The 18,027-nt window shown below is 74.1% G+C and carries 16 protein-coding genes and 1 pseudogene; 7 read left to right on the forward strand and 10 right to left on the reverse strand.

Annotated elements, in window-relative coordinates:
* A complete protein-coding gene (locus ACSU53_RS16555) occupies window positions 1-999 on the forward strand; it encodes an anion permease (protein ID WP_437028518.1) in 999 nt (332 codons plus the stop codon).
* Window positions 1,000-1,218: 219 nt separating this feature from the next.
* On the opposite strand, the gene pstB is transcribed toward ACSU53_RS16555, so the two are convergent.
* The 7 genes from pstB to ACSU53_RS16590 all read right to left on the reverse strand — a co-directional run bounded on the left by pstB (window position 1,219) and on the right by ACSU53_RS16590 (window position 10,138).
* Window positions 1,219-1,995, reverse strand: coding sequence for a phosphate ABC transporter ATP-binding protein PstB (gene pstB / locus ACSU53_RS16560; RefSeq protein WP_362101245.1), 777 nt, complete (start codon window positions 1,993-1,995; stop codon window positions 1,219-1,221).
* A 49-nt stretch (window positions 1,996-2,044) separates the two neighbouring features.
* Window positions 2,045-3,106, reverse strand: a complete 1,062-nt coding sequence (pstA, locus tag ACSU53_RS16565; RefSeq protein WP_437028520.1) for a phosphate ABC transporter permease PstA — start codon at window positions 3,104-3,106, stop codon at window positions 2,045-2,047.
* Window positions 3,103-4,110: a phosphate ABC transporter permease subunit PstC gene (gene pstC / locus ACSU53_RS16570; protein WP_437028522.1), complete on the reverse strand. Its 1,008-nt coding sequence runs from the start codon at window positions 4,108-4,110 to the stop codon at window positions 3,103-3,105. Before pstC ends, pstA begins: the two co-directional genes overlap by 4 nt.
* 131 nt (window positions 4,111-4,241) lie before the next feature.
* Window positions 4,242-5,369 (reverse strand): phosphate ABC transporter substrate-binding protein PstS, encoded by a 1,128-nt coding sequence (pstS, locus tag ACSU53_RS16575; RefSeq protein WP_437028524.1) that lies wholly within the window; start codon window positions 5,367-5,369, stop codon window positions 4,242-4,244.
* A gap of 633 nt (window positions 5,370-6,002) precedes the next feature.
* Window positions 6,003-6,458: an NUDIX hydrolase gene (locus ACSU53_RS16580; RefSeq protein WP_437028526.1), complete on the reverse strand. Its 456-nt coding sequence runs from the start codon at window positions 6,456-6,458 to the stop codon at window positions 6,003-6,005.
* A gap of 91 nt (window positions 6,459-6,549) precedes the next feature.
* On the reverse strand, window positions 6,550-7,788 hold the full coding sequence (locus tag ACSU53_RS16585; RefSeq protein WP_437028528.1) for a CHAD domain-containing protein: 1,239 nt from the start codon (window positions 7,786-7,788) through the stop codon (window positions 6,550-6,552).
* Entirely contained in the window at window positions 7,769-10,138 is a 2,370-nt protein-coding gene (locus ACSU53_RS16590) for an RNA degradosome polyphosphate kinase (protein ID WP_437028530.1), read from the reverse strand. Before ACSU53_RS16590 ends, ACSU53_RS16585 begins: the two co-directional genes overlap by 20 nt.
* Before the next feature lie 543 nt (window positions 10,139-10,681).
* Here ACSU53_RS16590 and ACSU53_RS16595 point away from each other — a divergent pair.
* Window positions 10,682-10,993, forward strand: coding sequence for a putative quinol monooxygenase (locus ACSU53_RS16595; protein WP_437028532.1), 312 nt, complete (start codon window positions 10,682-10,684; stop codon window positions 10,991-10,993).
* A gap of 147 nt (window positions 10,994-11,140) precedes the next feature.
* On the opposite strand, the pseudogene ACSU53_RS16600 reads toward ACSU53_RS16595, so the two are convergent.
* Window positions 11,141-11,617: pseudogene (locus ACSU53_RS16600) on the reverse strand (ATP-binding cassette domain-containing protein); the annotation flags it as partial.
* Window positions 11,614-12,018 (reverse strand): GntR family transcriptional regulator, encoded by a 405-nt coding sequence (locus tag ACSU53_RS16605; RefSeq protein WP_437033241.1) that lies wholly within the window; start codon window positions 12,016-12,018, stop codon window positions 11,614-11,616. The gene ACSU53_RS16605 and the pseudogene ACSU53_RS16600, both read right to left, overlap by 4 nt.
* A 123-nt stretch (window positions 12,019-12,141) precedes the next feature.
* Between ACSU53_RS16605 and ACSU53_RS16610 the strand changes: the two genes are divergently transcribed.
* From ACSU53_RS16610 to ACSU53_RS16630, 5 genes are all read left to right on the forward strand, one after another.
* A complete protein-coding gene (locus ACSU53_RS16610) occupies window positions 12,142-12,687 on the forward strand; it encodes an RNA polymerase sigma factor (protein WP_437028534.1) in 546 nt (181 codons plus the stop codon).
* A complete protein-coding gene (locus ACSU53_RS16615; RefSeq protein ID WP_437028536.1) occupies window positions 12,684-13,598 on the forward strand; it encodes a zf-HC2 domain-containing protein in 915 nt (304 codons plus the stop codon). Before ACSU53_RS16610 ends, ACSU53_RS16615 begins: the two co-directional genes overlap by 4 nt.
* Window positions 13,599-13,794: 196 nt before the next feature.
* Window positions 13,795-14,655 carry an ABC transporter ATP-binding protein gene (locus tag ACSU53_RS16620; protein ID WP_437028538.1) on the forward strand — a complete coding sequence of 287 codons (861 nt, stop codon included), beginning with the start codon at window positions 13,795-13,797 and terminating at the stop codon, window positions 14,653-14,655.
* Window positions 14,652-16,181, forward strand: coding sequence for an ABC transporter permease (locus ACSU53_RS16625; protein WP_437028540.1), 1,530 nt, complete (start codon window positions 14,652-14,654; stop codon window positions 16,179-16,181). The genes ACSU53_RS16620 and ACSU53_RS16625 overlap by 4 nt, the downstream gene beginning before the upstream one ends.
* A gap of 113 nt (window positions 16,182-16,294) precedes the next feature.
* Window positions 16,295-16,936: an ABC transporter gene (locus ACSU53_RS16630; protein WP_437028542.1), complete on the forward strand. Its 642-nt coding sequence runs from the start codon at window positions 16,295-16,297 to the stop codon at window positions 16,934-16,936.
* 67 nt (window positions 16,937-17,003) lie between these two features.
* On the opposite strand, the gene mshD is transcribed toward ACSU53_RS16630, so the two are convergent.
* Window positions 17,004-17,930, reverse strand: a complete 927-nt coding sequence (gene mshD / locus ACSU53_RS16635) for a mycothiol synthase (RefSeq protein ID WP_437028544.1) — start codon at window positions 17,928-17,930, stop codon at window positions 17,004-17,006.
* Window positions 17,931-18,027: the final 97 nt, after the last annotated feature.

Here is an 18,027-nt window from a genome sequence, read left to right on the forward strand (position 1 = left end):
ATGGAGACGTTCGCACTGGTCGTGACCATCGGGGTCGCGCTCTTCTTCACCTACACCAACGGCTTCCACGACTCGGCGAACGCGATCGCCACCTCCGTGTCGACCCGCGCGCTGACCCCGCGGGCGGCGCTCGCGATGGCCGCCGTGATGAACCTGGCCGGCGCGTTCATGGGGTCCGGCGTCGCCAAGACGGTCAGTGAGGGGCTGATCGAGACCCCCGAGGGCTCGACGGGCATGGGGATCCTGTTCGCCGCCCTGGTGGGCGCGATCGTCTGGAACCTGATCACCTGGTACTTCGGACTGCCGTCCTCGTCCTCGCACGCCCTGTTCGGCGGCATGGTGGGCGCCGCGCTCGCCGGCGGGACGGCCGTCTACTGGAACGGCGTCGTCGACAAGGTCGTCATCCCGATGTTCGTCTCGCCGCTGGTCGGCCTGCTGGCCGGTTACCTGGTCATGACGGCGATCATGTGGATCTTCCGCCGGGCCAACCCGCACAAGGCCAAGCGCGGCTTCCGGATCGCCCAGACGGTGTCGGCGGCCGGGATGGCGCTCGGGCACGGTCTGCAGGACGCCCAGAAGACGATGGGCATCGTGGTGATGGCGCTGGTCATCGCCGACGTCGAGGACTACGGCGACCCGATCCCGGTGTGGGTCAAGATCGCCTGTGCGGTGATGCTGTCCGCGGGCACGTACGCGGGCGGCTGGCGGATCATGCGCACGCTCGGCCGGAAGATCATCGAGCTGGACCCGCCGCAGGGCTTCGCGGCGGAGACCACGGGCGCGACGATCATGTTCGGTTCGGCGTTCCTGTTCCACGCGCCGATCTCCACCACGCACGTGATCACCTCGGCGATCATGGGTGTGGGGGCGACCAAGCGCGTCAACGCGGTGCGGTGGGGCGTCGCCAAGAACATCGTCCTGGGCTGGTTCATCACCATGCCGGCGGCCGCCCTGGTGGCCGCGCTGTCGTTCTGGGTGGTGCGGTTGGCGTTCCTGTAGCGCGTGCCCGGAGCGGGGTGCCCCGCGGCACGGCAGCAGGGGTGCGGCAGCAGAGGTGCGGCAGCAGGGGTGCGGCAGCAGGGGTGCGGCAGCAGGGGTGCGGTCGGAGCGGCACGGCAGGACGTACGGAGAACGGGAAAGGGCCCGCCCCCGGCAGTCGGGGGCGGGCCCTGTGCTCCTCACGGTGGCACCGCCATGCAGCACCGTGAGGGGACCGGGTCAGCCGAAGCGGCCGGAGATGTAGTCCTCCGTGGCCTGGACCGACGGGTTGGAGAAGATGCGCTCGGTGTCGTCGATCTCGATCAGCTTGCCGGGCTTGCCGACCGCCGCGAGGTTGAAGAACGCGGTGCGGTCGGAGACGCGGGCCGCCTGCTGCATGTTGTGCGTGACGATGACGATGGTGAACCGCTCCTTCAGGTCGCCGATCAGGTCCTCGATGGCGAGGGTGGAGATCGGGTCCAGGGCGGAGCAGGGCTCGTCCATCAGCAGCACCTTCGGCTCGACCGCGATGGCGCGGGCGATGCACAGCCGCTGCTGCTGACCGCCGGACAGGCCCGAGCCGGGCTTGTTGAGGCGGTCCTTGACCTCGTTCCAGAGGTTGGCGCCCCGCAGCGACTTCTCGACGATGTCGTCCAGCTGCGACTTCTTGTACTTGCCGTTCAGCCGGAGGCCGGCCGCCACGTTGTCGTAGACCGACATGGTGGGGAAGGGGTTGGGGCGCTGGAAGACCATGCCGACCTCGCGCCGCACGGCCACCGGGTCGATGCCGCTGCCGTACAGGTTCTCGTCGTCGAGCATGACCTTGCCCTCGACCCGGCCGCCCGGCGTGACCTCGTGCATGCGGTTGAGGGTGCGCAGGAAGGTGGACTTGCCGCAGCCGGACGGGCCGATGAAGGCCGTGACGGAGCGGGGCTCGACCGTCATCGAGATGTCCTCGATGGCGAGGAAGGAGCCGTAGTAGGCGTTGAGGCCGCTGATGTCGATGCGCTTGGCCATGGGAATCACTGCTTCTTTCGGGTCGCTGACGAGGGTCGCCGTGGCCGCGTCAGCGACCGGTCTGCGGGGCCTTCCAGCGGGCGATGCCGCGGGCGACCAGGTTGAGGATCATGATGAACGCGATGAGCGTCAGGGCCGCCGCCCAGGCACGGTCGTAGGCCGCGCCGGAGCCTCCGCTGTTGGCGTACTGCAGGTAGATGTACATCGGCAGCGACTCCTGCGGACCCTGGAACGGGTTGGCGTTGATGAAGTCGGTGCCCCACACCAGCAGCAGCACGGGGGCGGTCTCGCCGGTGATGCGGGCCACGGCCAGCATCACGCCGGTGGTGATGCCGCCGATCGACGTGGGCAGCACCACCTTGAGGATGGTGCGCCACTTCGGCACGCCGAGCGCCAGGGACGCCTCGCGCAGCTCGTTCGGCACCAGTTTCAGCATTTCCTCGGTGGAGCGGACGACCACGGGGATCATCAGGATCGACAGGGCCATGGAGCCGGCGAAGCCGGACGGGCCCATGCCGAGGATCAGCACCCAGAGGCTGAGGATGAACAGGCCCGCGACGATCGACGGGATGCCCGTCATGACGTCGACGAAGAAGGTGACCGCCTTGGCGAGCCGGCCGCGCCCGTACTCGACGAGGTAGATCGCGGTGAGCACGCCGACCGGCACCGAGATCAGGGCGGCGAGGCCGACCTGCTGCAGGGTGCCGAGCATGGCGTGGTAGATGCCGCCGCCGGGCTCGGCGTCGGCGACGGTGCCCATCGAGTGGGTGAGGAAGTAGCCGTCGAGGACCTTCACGCCCTGCTGGACGGTCTCCCACAGCAGGGACGCCAGCGGGACCACGGCCAGCAGGAAGGCGACCCACACCAGGCTGGTCGCGGTGCGGTCCTTGGCCTGGCGGACGCCCTCGACCTTGGCGGCGACGGCGAACGACCCGCCCACGAACAGCAGGGCCGCGATCAGGGCCCACTGGATGTCGCTCTGCAGTCCGGCGGCGGCGCTGATGCCGTAGCCCAGCGCGGCGGACGCGGCGGCCACCGCCCAGGGGAACCACTTCGGCAGGGTCGCGCCGCGCAGCGAGCTGCGCTGCGGGGACAGGGTTGCGTGGCTCATGCGTTGGCCCCCGAGTACTCCTTGCGGCGGGCGATGATCAGCCGCGCCGCGCCGTTGACCAGCAGGGTGATGACGAAGAGGACCATGCCGGAGGCGATCAGCGCGTCCTGGCCCATCACGTTGGCCTCGTTGAACTTGCTGGCGATGTTCTGGGCGAAGGTGCCGCCGCCGGTGTCGAGCAGGCTGAGGTTGATGTCGAAGGACGGCGAGAGCACCATCGCGACGGCCATCGTCTCGCCGAGCGCGCGGCCGAGGCCCAGCATCGACGCGGAGATGACGCCGGAGCGGCCGAAGGGCAGCACCGACATGCGGATGACCTCCCAGCGCGTGGCGCCGAGGGCCAGGGCGGCCTCCTCGTGCATCCGCGGCACCTGGCGGAACACCTCGCGGCTGACGTTGGTGATGATCGGCAGGATCATGATCGCCAGCAGGATGCCGATGGTGAACAGCGAGCGCGGGGCGCCGTCGTTCCAGGCGAGGACGCCGGTCCAGCCGAGGTAGTCGTCGAGCCAGCCGTAGAGGCCGTTGAGGTGCGGGACGAGGAAGAGGGCGCCCCACAGGCCGTAGACGATCGAGGGGACCGCGGCGAGCAGGTCGATCACGTACGCGATGGGGCCGCCGAGGCGGCGGGGGGCGTAGTGCGTGATGAACAGGGCGATGCCCACCGAGATCGGCACCGCGATGATCATCGCGATGACCGACGACACGACGGTGCCGAAGGCCAGGACGGCGATGCCGAACTCCGGCGGGACGCCGGTGGGGTTCCACTCGAAGGTGGTGAAGAAGTTCGCCTCGTCCTTGCCGATGGCCAGGGAGGCGCGGTACGTCAGGAAGGCCGCGATGGCGGCCATCAGCACCAGCACGAAGATGCCGGACCCGCGGGAGAGCCCGAGGAAGATCCGGTCACCGGGGCGGGTGGCGGCCCGTGCGGCCCGCTTCTGCTCGGCCGTGGCCGGCAGGGGGGCGGAGGGAGGGGCGGTGGGTGTCTGTGTCGTGATGTCCATCGGGTTCTCCGGTCTGCGGAGCCGTCCGTCGGGGCGGCTCGGTCGGAGCCGTCGGGGCCGGCGGCTCCTGATGGCGGTGCACCGGACGGTGTGCGGACCGGACCCGGTGGGGGCCGGTCCGCACACGCGGGTCAGCTGAGGGACGCGATGGTGTCGCGGACCTTGGTGATGATCTCGTCGGGCATCGGGGCGTAGCCGGCGTCGGCCAGCAGGCCCTGGCCGTCCTCGGAGGCCATGTAGTTCAGGAAGGCCTTGGTGGCGGGCAGGGTCTCCGCCTTGTTGCCCTTGTCGCAGACGATCTCGTACGTGACCAGGACGATCGGGTAGGCGCCCTCGGCGCTCGGGGTGTAGTCCAGCTCCAGCGCCAGGTCCTTGCCCGTGCCGACGACCTTGGCGGCGCCGATGGCCGCGGTGGCGTTCTCGACGGTCGCCTCGACCGGCTCGGCGGCCTCGGTCTTGAGGTCGACGGTCTTGATGCCGTCCTTGGCGTAGGAGAGCTCGAAGTAGGAGATGGCGCCCGCGGTCTGCTTGACCTGCTGGGCCACACCGGAGGAGCCCTGCGCGGACTGGCCGCCCTCGGCCTCCCACGACTTGCCCGGCTCGTACGTCCAGTCCTTGGGCGCGGCGGCCTTGAGGTACTTGGTGAAGTTGTCGGTGGTGCCGGACTCGTCGGAGCGGTGGAACGCCTGGATCTTCAGGTCGGGCAGCTTGGCGTCGGGGTTGAGCTTCTTGATCGCCTCGTCGTTCCAGTTGGTGATCTTGTTGTCGAAGATCTGGGCCATGGTGGCCGCGTCCAGGGTGAGCGTGTCGACGCCCGGGACGTTGAAGCCGACCGCGATCGGGCCGCCGACCATCGGCAGGTCGATGCCCTGGCCGTCGGTGCAGATCTTCTTCGACGCCTCGACCTCCTCGGGCTTCAGCGCGGAATCCGAGCCGGCGAAGGCGGTCTGGCCCTGGGTGAAGGCGGTGATGCCGGCGCCGGAACCGGTCGGGTTGTAGTTGACCTGCACGTCCTTGCAGGCGGCGGTGAACTGCTTCACCCACGCGTCGATCGCGTTCTTCTGCGCGGAGGAGCCGGACGCCTGGAGCTGGCCCCGGGCGTCGTCGCACTTGATGTTCCCGGCCTGCGTGGCGGCGGACGCGTCGCCGCCGCTGCCGCCGGAGGTGTCGTCGGAGCCGCACGCCGTGAGGGCCAGGGCGCCGGAGACGGCGAGAGCGCCGAGAGCGAGGGCCCGCCGGTTCTTGCGCTGAAGCTTCACTTGAATTCCTTCCAGGTGCCGCCGTCCTGATTTCGGCGGCGTGCGCGAAGTGTGGGTGATGCGGACGCCCGGGCGCCGGGCCGGCGGTCGAGCCGCATCGTGCACGGCCGAAATTAGGCAGAACAGGTGAAGCCGCCGATGGCCGTACATGAACGAGGGGTGAACCCCTGAGGACGGTGCGGTGAGGTCACGGAACGCTCACGTCCCGGACACGGGTCGATACCGGGCGGAAGGGGTCGGTCCGCCGGGTGCCGCCGCGACCGGGGCCGCGCAGGGCGGGGGCGGTGGCGGGTTGCGGCCGGGGTGGGGCCGGGGTGGGGCCGGTCCGGGTCGGTCGCGGTCGGGGCCGGTGGCGGGGCTGGGGCGGGGCCGGTGGCGGGCTGGGAACCGGCCTGGCGGGCCGGGCGCGTACGCGCCCGCATACGGCCGGCGTCGGCCCGGTCCGCCCGCCCGGTCCGCTCTCCCGGCCCGGAGCACCGGTCCGTCCGGGGCGTGCGGTCGCCCGGTCGTGCGGTCGCCCGGTCGTGCGGTGGCCCGGTCGGGCAGCCGTCCGTCGGCGCGGCGGGACGGGGTGGACGGGGCGGGCGGGCTGAACGGGGTGGGCGGGGCACGGGTGGCACGCGGGGTGCCGCCCTACGCGGGGCCCGCGGGGGGTCGGCCGTCCCGGTCGCCGGACGCGGCGAGGTGGGCGAGCAGGTCGTCCACGAGGCCGGCGTCGCGCGGCGCGGTGAGGCGGTGGCGGGCCCGGTCCGGGGGGAGCCACAGGACGCGGTCGACCTCGTCGTTCGGGGTGAAGCCGCCGGAGACGGCCCGGGCGGCCCAGTAGCGGACCCGCTTGGGCCGGCCGTCGGCCAGGTAGTGCACGGAGGGCAGCTCGGCACCGGGGGCGGCCGTGTGGCCCGTCTCCTCGGCGACCTCGCGCAGGGCACCCGCCAGCGGGTCCTCGCCGCGCTTGAGCTTGCCCTTGGGCCAGGACCAGTCGTCGTACTGGGGACGGTGCACGAGACACAGCTCCAGCTCACCCGTCACGGGGGAGTGCCGCCACAGGACGCAGCCCGCCGCCTGGACCGTGAGGGTGCCGTCCGCCATGGGAGTCCCGCCTTCCTGGACCTCGGCCGGTGCACGTGCCGCGGGCCGCGCGGCCGGGGCGTCCCGGCGGTGCCCGCTGGGCCCGGGTGGCCTACGGCGCCCCGAGGACATCCTTGCGCCAGCAGCGCTGGAACGCGTACCGGGCGGCCTCCACCTCGTGCCGCTGGTCGGCGTGGAGCACGCCGAGCGCGTACGCCGTGGCGGGGGCGATGCGCGGGGTGCGGGCCGCCTGTGCGGCGGCGGTCGCCGCCTCGGCCGCGTCCCGGTGCCGGTCGAGGGCCGTGCCGGCGGCCAGCAGGGCCGCGTCGGCGGGGGTGGGCGGGGCCTCCCCGCCGCCGGCCTCGCCGTCGCGCAGCACCTCGCGGGCGTAGCGGTGCAGCCGCAGCAGCAGGCGGACCTGGTGCCAGGGGGCGTCCTGCGGGTGGGGGGCCGGGTCCGGGGACAGCCCGTGGATCAGCGCTTCCGCGTTGTACGGGCTGCCCGCGGTGACGAGGGGCAGCGCGGCCACGGCGTCGGCGAGGCGGTCCCGGGCGGCGGCGGCCGGGGCGCGCAGGTCGGCCCGGTCCGCGGCCGGGGCCAGGGGGACCTCGCTGGCCAGCACGGCGACCTGGTCGGCGACCGCGTGGAAGCGGGAGGAGCGCAGGGCCTGGAGGGCGGTGGAGTGGGCGCGGGTCCGGGCGAGCGTGAGCTGCCGGTCCAGCAGGGCGCCCGCCTTGACGGCGCCCACGGTCAGGTTGCCCCGGTCGGGGAGGGAGAGTGCGGTGCCGGGGGCCGGGGCCGTCGCCGTGGTGGCCGGGGACGGCGGCGGGACGGCCGTCGTGGCGGTGGTGGTACGGGACCGGGCCGGGGCCGGTGCGCCGGTGCCGGGACGGCCGGGCGGGGGCGCGGCGGGGGAGCCGTGGGCGGCCGGCGGCCGGGAGGCGGCGCGGGCCGGGGGTGTCCCGGGGGCGGGTGCCGCCTGGGTGGGCAGGACCGGGGCGCCGGAGAGGCGGTGCAGGGCCGCCAGCAGCCGCTGCAGGCGGGCCGTGCAGCCGTGCTCCACGGCCAGGGTGCCGGAGACCCAGGCGAGTTCCGGACTGAGGGCCTGCGCCCAGTCCCGGTCCAGCAGCGGCTGGAAGGTGTGCAGCCCGGCACTGATACGGCGGGCCGAGCGGCGCAGGGCCCGCGCCGCCTCGGCGGACTCCTCCGGCGCCGCGCCCGTGCCGGTCTCCCGGTGCAGGCGCAGCGCGCGGAGGAACGCGGTGGCCTGGGCGCGCAGGTGCCGCTCCAGGGCGGCGGCCGGCACGGGTCCGGCCGCCGGGTGCGTCGGGTCAGGGTGTTGCGGTGCCACGCCGGCGCCTCCGGGCGTCTATGAGCATCTCCTGGATGTTGCGCAGGGGCCGGCCGTCGGCGTCGGTCGCGTGCCGGGTCCACTCGCCGTCCGCGTCCAGGTGCCAGGACGCGGTGGCGTCGGACATGCCGGTCTCCAGGAGACGGTTCAGCGAGCCCCGGTGGGCCGGGTCGGTGACCCGCACCAGGGCCTCGATGCGGCGGTCGAGGTTGCGGTGCATCATGTCCGCGCTGCCGATCCACACCTCGGGTTCGCCGCCGTTGCCGAAGGCGAACACCCGCGAGTGTTCGAGGAAGCGGCCGAGGACGGAGCGGACCCGGACGTTCTCCGACAGTCCCGGCACGCCCGGCCGGATCGCGCAGATGCCGCGCACCCAGATGTCCACCGGCACGCCCGCCCGGGACGCCCGGTAGCAGGCGTCGATGACGGCCTCGTCGACCATCGAGTTGACCTTGATGCGCACGTAGGCGGGGCGCCCGGCGCGGTGGTGCTGGGCCTCCTTGTCGATCCGTGAGACCAGGCCGTCGCGCAGCGACTTGGGGGCGACCAGCAGCCGCCGGTAGGTCTCCCGGCGGGAGTAGCCGGAGAGGCGGTTGAACAGGTCGGAGAGGTCGGCGCCGACCTGCGGGTCGGCGGTGAGCAGGCCGAGGTCCTCGTACAGGCGGGCCGTCTTCGGGTGGTAGTTGCCGGTGCCGACGTGGCTGTAGCGCCGGAGCGTCTCGCCCTCCTGGCGCACCACCAGGGACAGCTTGCAGTGGGTCTTCAGCCCGACCAGGCCATAGACGACGTGGCAGCCGGACTCCTCCAGCTTGCGCGCCCACTTGATGTTGGCGTGCTCGTCGAAGCGGGCCTTGATCTCGACCAGCACCAGCACCTGCTTGCCGGACTCTGCCGCGTCGATGAGGGCGTCCACGATCGGGGAGTCGCCCGAGGTGCGGTACAGGGTCTGCTTGATGGCGAGGACGTCCGGGTCGGCGGCGGCCTGCTCCAGGAACGCCTGCACGGAGGTCGAGAAGGAGTCGTACGGGTGGTGCAGCAGCACGTCGCGGCTGCGCAGCGCGGCGAAGATGTCGGGGGCGGACGCGGACTCCACCTCCGCCAGGTCACGGTGGGTGCCCGCGATGAACTTCGGGTACTTCAGCTCCGGCCGGTCCAGACTGTGGATGCGGAAGAGGCCGGTGAGGTCGAGCGGGCCGGGCAGCGGGTAGACCTCCGCCTCGCTGATCTTCAGCTCGCGCACCAGGAGGTCGAGCACCTCTCGGTCGATGGACTCCTCCACCTCCAGGCGTACCGGGGGGCCGAAGCGGCGCCGCATGAGCTCCTTCTCCAGCGCCTGGAGCAGGTTCTCCGCGTCGTCCTCCTCGACCTCCAGGTCCTCGTTGCGGGTGAGCCGGAAGGCGTGGTGCTCCAGCACCTCCATGCCGGGAAACAGCTCCTCCAGGTGGGCGGCTATGACGTCCTCCAGGGGGACGTAGCGGCCCGGGCAGCTCTCCAGGAAGCGGGACAGCAGCGGCGGCACCTTCACCCGGGCGAAGTGCTTGTGCCCGGTGACGGGGTTGCGGACGACGACGGCCAGGTTCAGGGACAGGCCGGAGATGTACGGGAAGGGGTGCGCCGGGTCGACCGCCAGGGGGGTCAGCACCGGGAAGATCTGGTGCCGGAAGAGGGTGAAGAGGCGGGCCTGCTCCTTCTCGGTCAGCTCGTTCCAGCGGACCAGGTGGATGCCCTCCTCCGCGAGTGCGGGGGCGACGTCCTCGTGGTAGCAGGCGGCGTGCCGGGCCATCAGTTCGCGCGAGCGGGCCCAGATCATCTCCAGCACCTCGCGGGGCTGCAGCCCCGACGCGGAGCGGGTGGCGACCCCGGTGGCGATGCGGCGCTTGAGGCCGGCCACCCGGACCATGAAGAACTCGTCCAGGTTGCTGGCGAAGATCGCGAGGAAGTTGGCGCGCTCCAGCAGCGGGGTGTCGGGGTCCTCCGCCAGTTCGAGGACGCGCTCGTTGAAGGCGAGCCAGCTGCGTTCCCGGTCGAGGAAGCGGTCCTGCGGCAGGGCGGCGGCGTCGCCGTCCGGCAGCTCCTCGTAGCCGTCGAGGTCGGCGTCGATGTCGGGTTCCAGATCGGAGACCACGCCCGCCACGGTGTGCGGACGGTGCGCGGCGATGGAGCCCACGGAGGGCTGCGCGTGCTGTACCTGTGCCTGGGCATTCGGCTGGCTCATGGACCCATTGTTCCGCGCGGACCCCCTCCCGGGCGCGCCGGAAACCGCGGGCGGGAACCGTGGGGCCGCCGGGGCGTGCCCGTTCCGCCCGTTCCGCCCCGTGGGCGGCGTCGGCTCTGGCGCGGCGGGTTGCATGCGCCGAGGGTCCCAAGCCCGTCTGAACCGACGGTTACGGCGACATGACGTCCTGCGGATGCGGGATCACCACGGCGACCGGACCGGCTCCCGTGCGAGCCGCCCGCCGACCGCCGCAGCCGCGCGCGACCAGGCCCTCTACCGGGGCGCGGTCCGGGAGGGGTGGGGGAGGCGGTGCGCGCCGGGGGCGGACGGTCCGGGGGAGGGGGAAGAGGGAGCGGGAGGGGGGAGGGAGGGGGAGGGCGTGGAGGAGTGCTGTCATGACGACGGCGGTGCGGCGGAGGCACGGAGAGACCCTCTTCAACGTGGCGTCCCCGGACACGGCCGACGTGTACGACGTCTGCGCGGCCGTGGAGGCCGCCACCGGGCTGACCGCCCGGGTGGTCGAGAAGCAGGATCCGGCGGGCGACGCCGACCTGTCCCCGTTCTCCTGCCCCGCCGACTTTTCATGGCGTCCGAGCGCGCCGCATCGTACGGCCACCGCTTCACTCCCGTCGCCGAGTGGCTGTCCGCCCTCGCCCGCACCGTCCTCAAGGAGCAGTGATGTTCGACCTCATCGTCATCGTCCGCGTACGTGACCCGCAGGACGTGGCCGCCGTCGGCGACGCCCTGGCCCGCATGCGTCCGCTGTGCCGTGCGGAGGACGGTTGCGTGAGCTGGGAGGCGTACCGGTCGGAGGAGGAGCCCGGCCGGTTCGTGCTGGTCGAGCGTTGGGCCTCCCGCGCCCACTGGGAGGCGCACGGCGAGGAGTCGGCGATCCAGGACATCTACCTGCCGGAGATCCTGCCGCGCGTCGAGCGCGAGGTGCATCCGAGCACGCCCGTGACCGCACGGACCGAAGGAGCCCCCGCATGACCGCGCGGCACCGGATCGCCGTCGTGGGCGGCCGGCCCGCCCCCGTCCACGGTGCCAGGGAACTGGGCATCGACGTCACACTGGTGTACACGGAGGGCCAGTTCGACCGGGTTGACGACGAACCGGGTGCACGCGGCAAGGGCGGGCGGCCATCGGCTCGTCGAGCAGCAGCAGGTCGGGGCGCTTGCCGAGGGCGAGGGCGAGGGCGACGCGGGTGCGCTGGCCACCGGACAGGGCGCGGATCCGCTGCCGGGGGTCCAGGTCGCCGCCGGCCACCACGCGTGCCGCCGTGTCCGCGTCCCAGCGGCCGGGGTTGAGGTCGGCGCCCATGAGCAGGGTCTCGTCGACGGTGAGCTGGGGGTAGAGCGGTTTGGCCTGGTCGACGTAGCCGACGCGGGGCCGGGCGGACGCGGGCGGGCTGCCGAGCACGGTGATCGCGCCCTCGGTGGGCACCGTCAGTCCGGCGGCCAGGCCGAGCAGGGTGGACTTGCCGGCGCCGTTGGGGCCGACGACGGCGCAGACGCGGCCGGCGGGCAGGCGGAAGGAGCAGTCGCGCAGCGCCCACCCCCCGCGCCGGCCGAAGCGCTTGCCGAGCGCGGTCGCCTCGATGGCCGGGTGGGTCATGACGGGTCTCCCTGGGGGGTCGTCCGGTGGTCCGGGTAGTGCGTGTCGAGTACGGCGGTGAAGAGCGCGGCGACGTCCTCCCGTTCCAGCCCGGACTGCCGGGCCCTGGCCGCCCAGTCCTCCAGTTCCGCGCGCAGCGGGGAGGCGGCGGCGGTGCCGAGGCCGCGCCGCACGAAGGTGCCGAGGCCGCGCCGGGCCTCCACCAGGCCCTCGCGTTCCAGTTCGCGGTACGCCTTCAGCACGGTGTTGGGGTTGATGGCGGTGGCCTCGACGACCTCCCGGGCCGTGGGCAGCCGGTCGCCGGGCCGGAGCATCCCCAGCCGGAGCGCCTGTTTGGTCTGCTGCACGATCTGCAGGTAGGTGGCGACGCCGGAGTGCCGGTCGATGCGGTAGTCGACCACGCGATGAACCACCCTTTCACTAATTGAGTAGTGAAAGGGTGGTGGAGGGGGCCGGAAAAGTCAATCGGGATCTCCCGTCGGCGGGAGTGAACCGATCGGGGCGGCTCGTGCGATGAGGGAGACGTGAGCGAAACGAGAAGCGACGGCGAGCTGCTGGCCGCCATCGCCGGGGAGCGGGACCGGAGCGCCTTCGAGGAGCTGTACCGGCGGTACGCGCCGTGGCTGACCGCCCGGATGCGCAGCCGGTGCTCCGACGCGGGGGTCGTCGACGACGTCGTCCAGGAGACCTTCCTGGCCGTCTGGCGCGGCACCGCCCGCTACCGGGAGACCGGTGCGGACGCCGCCGGCTGGCTGTGGCGGATCGCCTCCCGGCGGCTCGTCGACGCCCTGCGCGGCGCCGGGGCCCGGGGCCGGCTGCGGCAGACGCTGGCCCGGCTGCGGCACCGGGACGAGGCCTCGGCGGAGGAGCGCGTGCTCGCCGGGGTGGAGCACGGGGACCTGGCGGGTGCGCTGGTCCGGCTCTCCCCGGAACTGCGCGCGGTGCTCCAGGCGACGGTGCTGGACGGGCTGACCACCCGTGAGGCCGCCGTCCTGCTCGGCATCCCGCCGGGCACGGTCAAGACGCGGGCGATGCGTGCCCGCAAGCAACTGCGGGAGGCGCTGGCATGACGTACACACCTTGGGACGGCGCGGCCGGCGACGACCGGGACGGCGGTGCGCGGGGCGCCTCCGGCGCGCAGGGCAGCTGGCACGTCCCCGAGGAGGACCTGCGGGCCTACGCGCGCGGCGAGCTGGCGGCGCCGATGCTCTGGTCGGCCGACAGCCACCTCATCGCCTGCGCGGCCTGCCGGGCCGTGCTCGCCGAGTCCGCCGACCCCGTCGCCCTGGACGCCGGCTGGGAACGGCTCGACGCCGCCCTGGACGCGCCCCGCACGGGCCTGCTGGAGTCGCTGCTGGTGCGGGCCGGTGTCGCCGACCACACCGCGCGGCTGCTCGCGGCCACCCCGGTGCTGCGGCGCTCCTGGCTGGCCGCGGTCGTCGCCGTCCTGCTGCTCACCGTGCTGGCGACGCACGCCATGCGGGACACCGGCTCGCCCACCCTCTTCCTCGCCCTCGCGCCGCTGCTGCCCCTCGCCGGGGTGGCGCTGTCCTACGGTCCCGCCCTGGACCCCACGTACGAGATGGCGGTGGTCGCTCCGACCCACGGGTTCCGCCTGCTGATGATCCGTACGGTGGCGGTCCTGACCGTGGCGCTGGGCCTCAACGGGCTGGCCACGCTCGCCCTGCCCGGGTACGGCCCGCGAGCCCTGGCCTGGCTGCTGCCCGCGCTCGCGCTCACCGCCACGTGCCTCGCCCTGACTCCCCGGCTCGGCCCGGCCGCGGCGCCGCTGCTCGTCGGCGGCGGCTGGGTCGCGGTGCTGGTCGCCGCGGACGCCGTCCGCCAGGGCGAGGGTGACCCGCTGGCCCCGTTCACCGCGGTGGGGCAGGGCGCGTCCGCCCTGGTCGCGGCGGCCGGAGCCGCGCTCATCCTGCTGCTGCGCGAACGCTTCGACCTCGGCGGCGGCCCGGCGACCGGGTGACCGGGTGACCGGAGCCGCCGGCCCGGCCGGTCCCCGGCCCGGCCGGTCCCCGGCCCGGCGGCCCCGCCGCCCCCGGCCCGCTCCGCCTCTCCTTGCCCCGCCCCACCCCGCCCGTCGCCACTCCTCAAGACCCGGCCCCACCCGTCCTTCTCCGTCCCTTCGCGGCCCGCGCCGCGCGATCCACGGGAGTTCCCGCATGACCCCCTCCGTCTCCGCCTCCGGGCTGAGCCTCCGCTACGGGGGCACCCGCGCCCTCGACGACGTGTCGCTGACGCTGTCCACCGGCGTCACCGGGCTGCTCGGGCCCAACGGCGCGGGCAAGACCACGCTGCTGCGGGTGCTGGCCACCGCCGTACCCGCCGACCGGGGCGCCTTCACCGTGCTCGGCCACGACCCCGCCACCTCGCGCGGACGCCAGGAGGTCCGGCGCGCGCTCGGCTACCTGCCGCAGGCGCCGGGCTTCCACCCCGACTTCACCGCCTTCGAGTTCGTCGACTACGTGGCGATCCTCAAGGAGCTCACCGACCGTTCCGCCCGGCACCGCGAGGTGCGGCGGGTCCTCGACGAGGTGGGCCTCGGTGACGTGCGCGGCAAGCGCATCAAGAAGCTGTCCGGCGGGATGCGCCAGCGCGTCGCCCTGGCCGCCGCGCTGGTCGGCGACCCCGGGTTCCTCGTCCTGGACGAGCCGACCGTCGGCCTCGACCCCGAACAGCGCATGAGGTTCCGCGAGTTGATCGCCCACGCCGGTGAGGGCCGCACCGTGCTGCTGTCCACGCACCAGACGGAGGACGTGGCGATGCTCTGCCACCGGGTGGTCGTCATGGCCGCCGGCACCGTCCGCTTCGAGGGCACCCCCGCCGAGCTGACCGCCCGGGCCGGGGGCCGGGTGTGGAGCAGCGCCGAGCGCGCACCCGGCGCCAAGGCCGGCTGGCGCACGGGCCAGGGCACGTACCGCAACGTCGGCGATCCGCCGCCCGGCGCCGAACTCCTCGAACCCACCCTGGAGGACGGCTACCTGCTCACCCTCGACGACGCGGGCGTGGAGGTGACGGCGTGACCACCGTGACCGAGAACCCCACGCCCACCCGGCCGGCCGTCCCGACGGGAGACGGCGGCTCCTGGGCGGCCGTGTTCGCCCTGGCCCGCTTCGAGACCCGCAGACTGCTGCTGCGGGTGCCCGTCCTCGTCGCGCTCGCCCTGTACGTGTCCCTGACCGTGTGGAGCACCCGCACCTCCTGGGACGGCTTCCCCGCGCTCCAGGACGCCGACCGCGCCACCCAGAACGGCCCGCTGCTCGTCGGCTTCGCCGTCCTGCTGTGCGTCAACCAGGCGATGCTGCGGGACGGGCGGCACGACACCGAACGGCACCTGACCGTCCTGGTGCTCCCGCGGTGGCGCCGCACCCTCGCCCACCTGCTGTCCGTCGGCGCGCTGACCCTGGTCACCGCGGGGTGCGTGGCGGCCCAGTTCACCTGGGAGGCCCTCAAGCCCGGCGCGGTCGGGCACGGTTCGCCCGGCGAACTGCTCGTGGGTCCGCTGTGCGTGCTGCTGCTCGGATCCTCCGGCGCCCTGCTGGCCCGGCTGGTGAGGTCGGCGCTCGCCGCCCCCCTGCTGATCGTCCTGTGCCTGTTCTTCGGCCTGTTCTCCTCCGTCGACACCGACGAGGACAGCGCGACCCGCTGGCTGATGCCGCTGGTCGCGGAGGGCGGCTCCCACACGCTGCCGTCCGAGCTGATCGGCCGCCCCGCCGCCTGGCACGCCCTGTACCTGGCCGGGCTGGGGCTGACCCTCGCGTTCGCCGCCGTCCTGCTGTCCGGTGCCGGACGGGTACGGACCCTGCGGGCGGCCTCCGCGGGCGCGGTGCTGCTGACCCTGGCCGGCGCGGTGGGGCAGGCCGGCGGGGTGTCCCCGGAGACGAAGGACGCCCGTACGCGCTACTCGGCCGTCCCGCAGCAGGTGCACGAGTGCACCGTCCGCGACGGTGTGCGGTACTGCGCCTTCCCGGAGTGGACCGCGCGCACCGGCGACTGGGCGGACGCCCTGGAGTCGGTCACCGCGCTCGCCGGTGACGCGGCGGCGGACCGGCCGCTGGTCGTCCGGCAGCGCGTGGAGGCGCGGTACGGCCTGACCGGCGACTCGTCGATCCCCGCGCTGACCCGGCCCGGTGAGGTGACCGTCGGCACCTCCTGGGGCGGCAACCGCGTCCCGGAGTTCACCACCGCCGTGGCCGGCGTGCTGGTCGCCGGCACCGAGAAGGACGCGGCCGCGTTCTGCGACGGCCGCACGGTCACCGTCATGTGGCTGGCGCTGGCCGGCCGGCCCGACCCGGTGGCCGACCTGCGCCGGGTCCGCCTCGACGACAGCGACACCGGCAGCGCCCTCGTCATCTCGCAGACCGAGCCGACGTACATGACGGCCGCGCAGACCGAAGTGGTCCGCGCCCTGCTGGACCGTCCCCGCGCCGAGGTGGCGGAGAAGGTCCGGGCGAACTGGCGGGAGCTGACCGCCCCGAAGGTGACGACCGACCGGGTCGCCGAGGTGCTGGGACTGCCGTCGCCGGAGGGGGAGGACACGTGCCTGTGACGGGACGGCGGACGCCGTCGGCGGCCGGGCCGGAACGGGCGGCACCGCCCGGCGGACCGCCCGCGGGACACCCGGCCGGACGGCGGGCACGGGTGCCCGGGCTGGTGCGGCCGATGGCGCGGACCGTGCCGTGGCGGGCGATCGGCGCGGGGAGCGCGGTGGGCCTGCTGCTCGCCGTGTCGCCCCGGCTGACGCAGAACCCGGACGCGTGGTTCACCGTCCAGGTGCTCAGGGCGGCCACCGTGGCGTTCGCCGTCGGCCTGGCGTTCCTCCTGGACGACCCGGCCCGGCACACCACGGCCGCCGTGCCCACCCGGCGGGCGGTCCGGCACACCCTGCGCCTGGCGCTCGTCGCCCCGGTCGCCGCCCTGTGGTGGACGGCCGCGCTGCTCCTCGTCCCGCCGTCGGTCCGGCCCCCGGCCGCCGGCATGACCCTGGAGGCGGCCACCGTCGCCGCCCTCGCCCTGGCCGGGGCCGCCTGCGCGGTCCGGTGCTCGTACGGCGTCCGGCCGGGGCAGGCGGTGGCGGGCGGGCTGATCGCGGCGGCCGTCGTCGCGCCGCTGCTGTGGCCGGAGCGATGGGCCCTGTTCGTGGTGCCCGGCGACGAGCGGTGGGCGGCGGCGCACGACCGGTGGGCGGTGCTGCTGTGCGCGGTCGTCGTGGTGGGGGCGGCGTGCGCGCCGGAGCCGCTGCGGCGGCGGGCGTGGCGGCCGGTCACCGGACGGGCGGGCCGCCCGAGCGGGGCGCGGCCGTGACGGCGGCCCCGGGAAGGCCCCGGCCGGGCGGCTTCCCGGGGCCGGTGTCACGCCTCCGTGCGGTGTGTCAGGTCTCCGTGCGGTACATGAGGTCGGTCTCGTGGGTGGTGAACCCCAGGCGCTCGTACACCGACACGGCCGCCTTGTTGTCGGCGTCGACGTAGAGCATCGCGGTGGGCAGGCCCCGGTCGGCGAGGTGCCGCAGGCCGACCGTGGTGAGGTACTTGCCGAGCCCGCCGCCCTGCGCGTCCGGTCCGACCCCGACGACGTACACCTCGCCGAGGCCCTCCTCCCGGTGCTCCTTGGTCCAGTGGAAGCCGACGAGCCGGCCGTCCCGTTCGGCGAGGAAGAAGCCCTCGGGGTCGAACCACTCCTCGGCCTTGCGGTCGTCGAGGTCCCGCTGGGTGAGCGAGCCCTGCTCGGGGTGGTGGGCGAAGGCGGCGGCGTTCAGCGCGAGCCAGGCGGCGTCGTCCCGGCCGGGCACGAAGGTGCGCACGGTCACGCCCTCCGGCGGCACCGCGTCGGGCAGCTGGAAGCCGGTCAACGGCCGCCGCATCTGCCGCAGTTCCCGGAACAGGGTGAGCCCGAGGACCTGGGCGAGGTGCCGGGCCGCGGAGTGGCCGCCGTGCGCCCAGACCCGCAGCCGCTTGCCGGAGGCGGCGAGCAGCGCGGTGCCGAGGGCCCGCCCGTGTCCCCGCCCGCGGTGCGAGGGGTGCACGACCAGTTCGGCGGCGGGCGGTTCCACCGGGTCGGTGTCCTCCAGCTGGGCGTAGCCGACGAGTTCACCCTCGACGGTGAGCAGCAGGTGGGACACGCCCTCGCGCTGTCCGCCGCGCAGTTGCAACCGCCCCTGCTCGGACACCGCCTGCTGCCCGTCCGTGCGGGCGGCCTCCGCGAGCAGGGCGAGCACCGCCTCGGTCTGCTCGGGGGAGAGCGCGTCGAGGGTCTGGAGCGAACGGGGGCTTCCGGGCCGTGCGATGTCGTCGCTGGTCATGCGTACGAGGGTAAGGGCCGGGGCCGGAAACCGGCGGGCGGCGAGCGGGTCGCGGGCGCGGACGGGAACCCGCGGGGGTGGCCCCTCTGGGGGGGGT

The sequence above is a fragment of the Streptomyces sp. enrichment culture genome, assembly GCF_964273255.1.
In the GTDB taxonomy this organism is placed as follows: domain Bacteria; phylum Actinomycetota; class Actinomycetes; order Streptomycetales; family Streptomycetaceae; genus Streptomyces.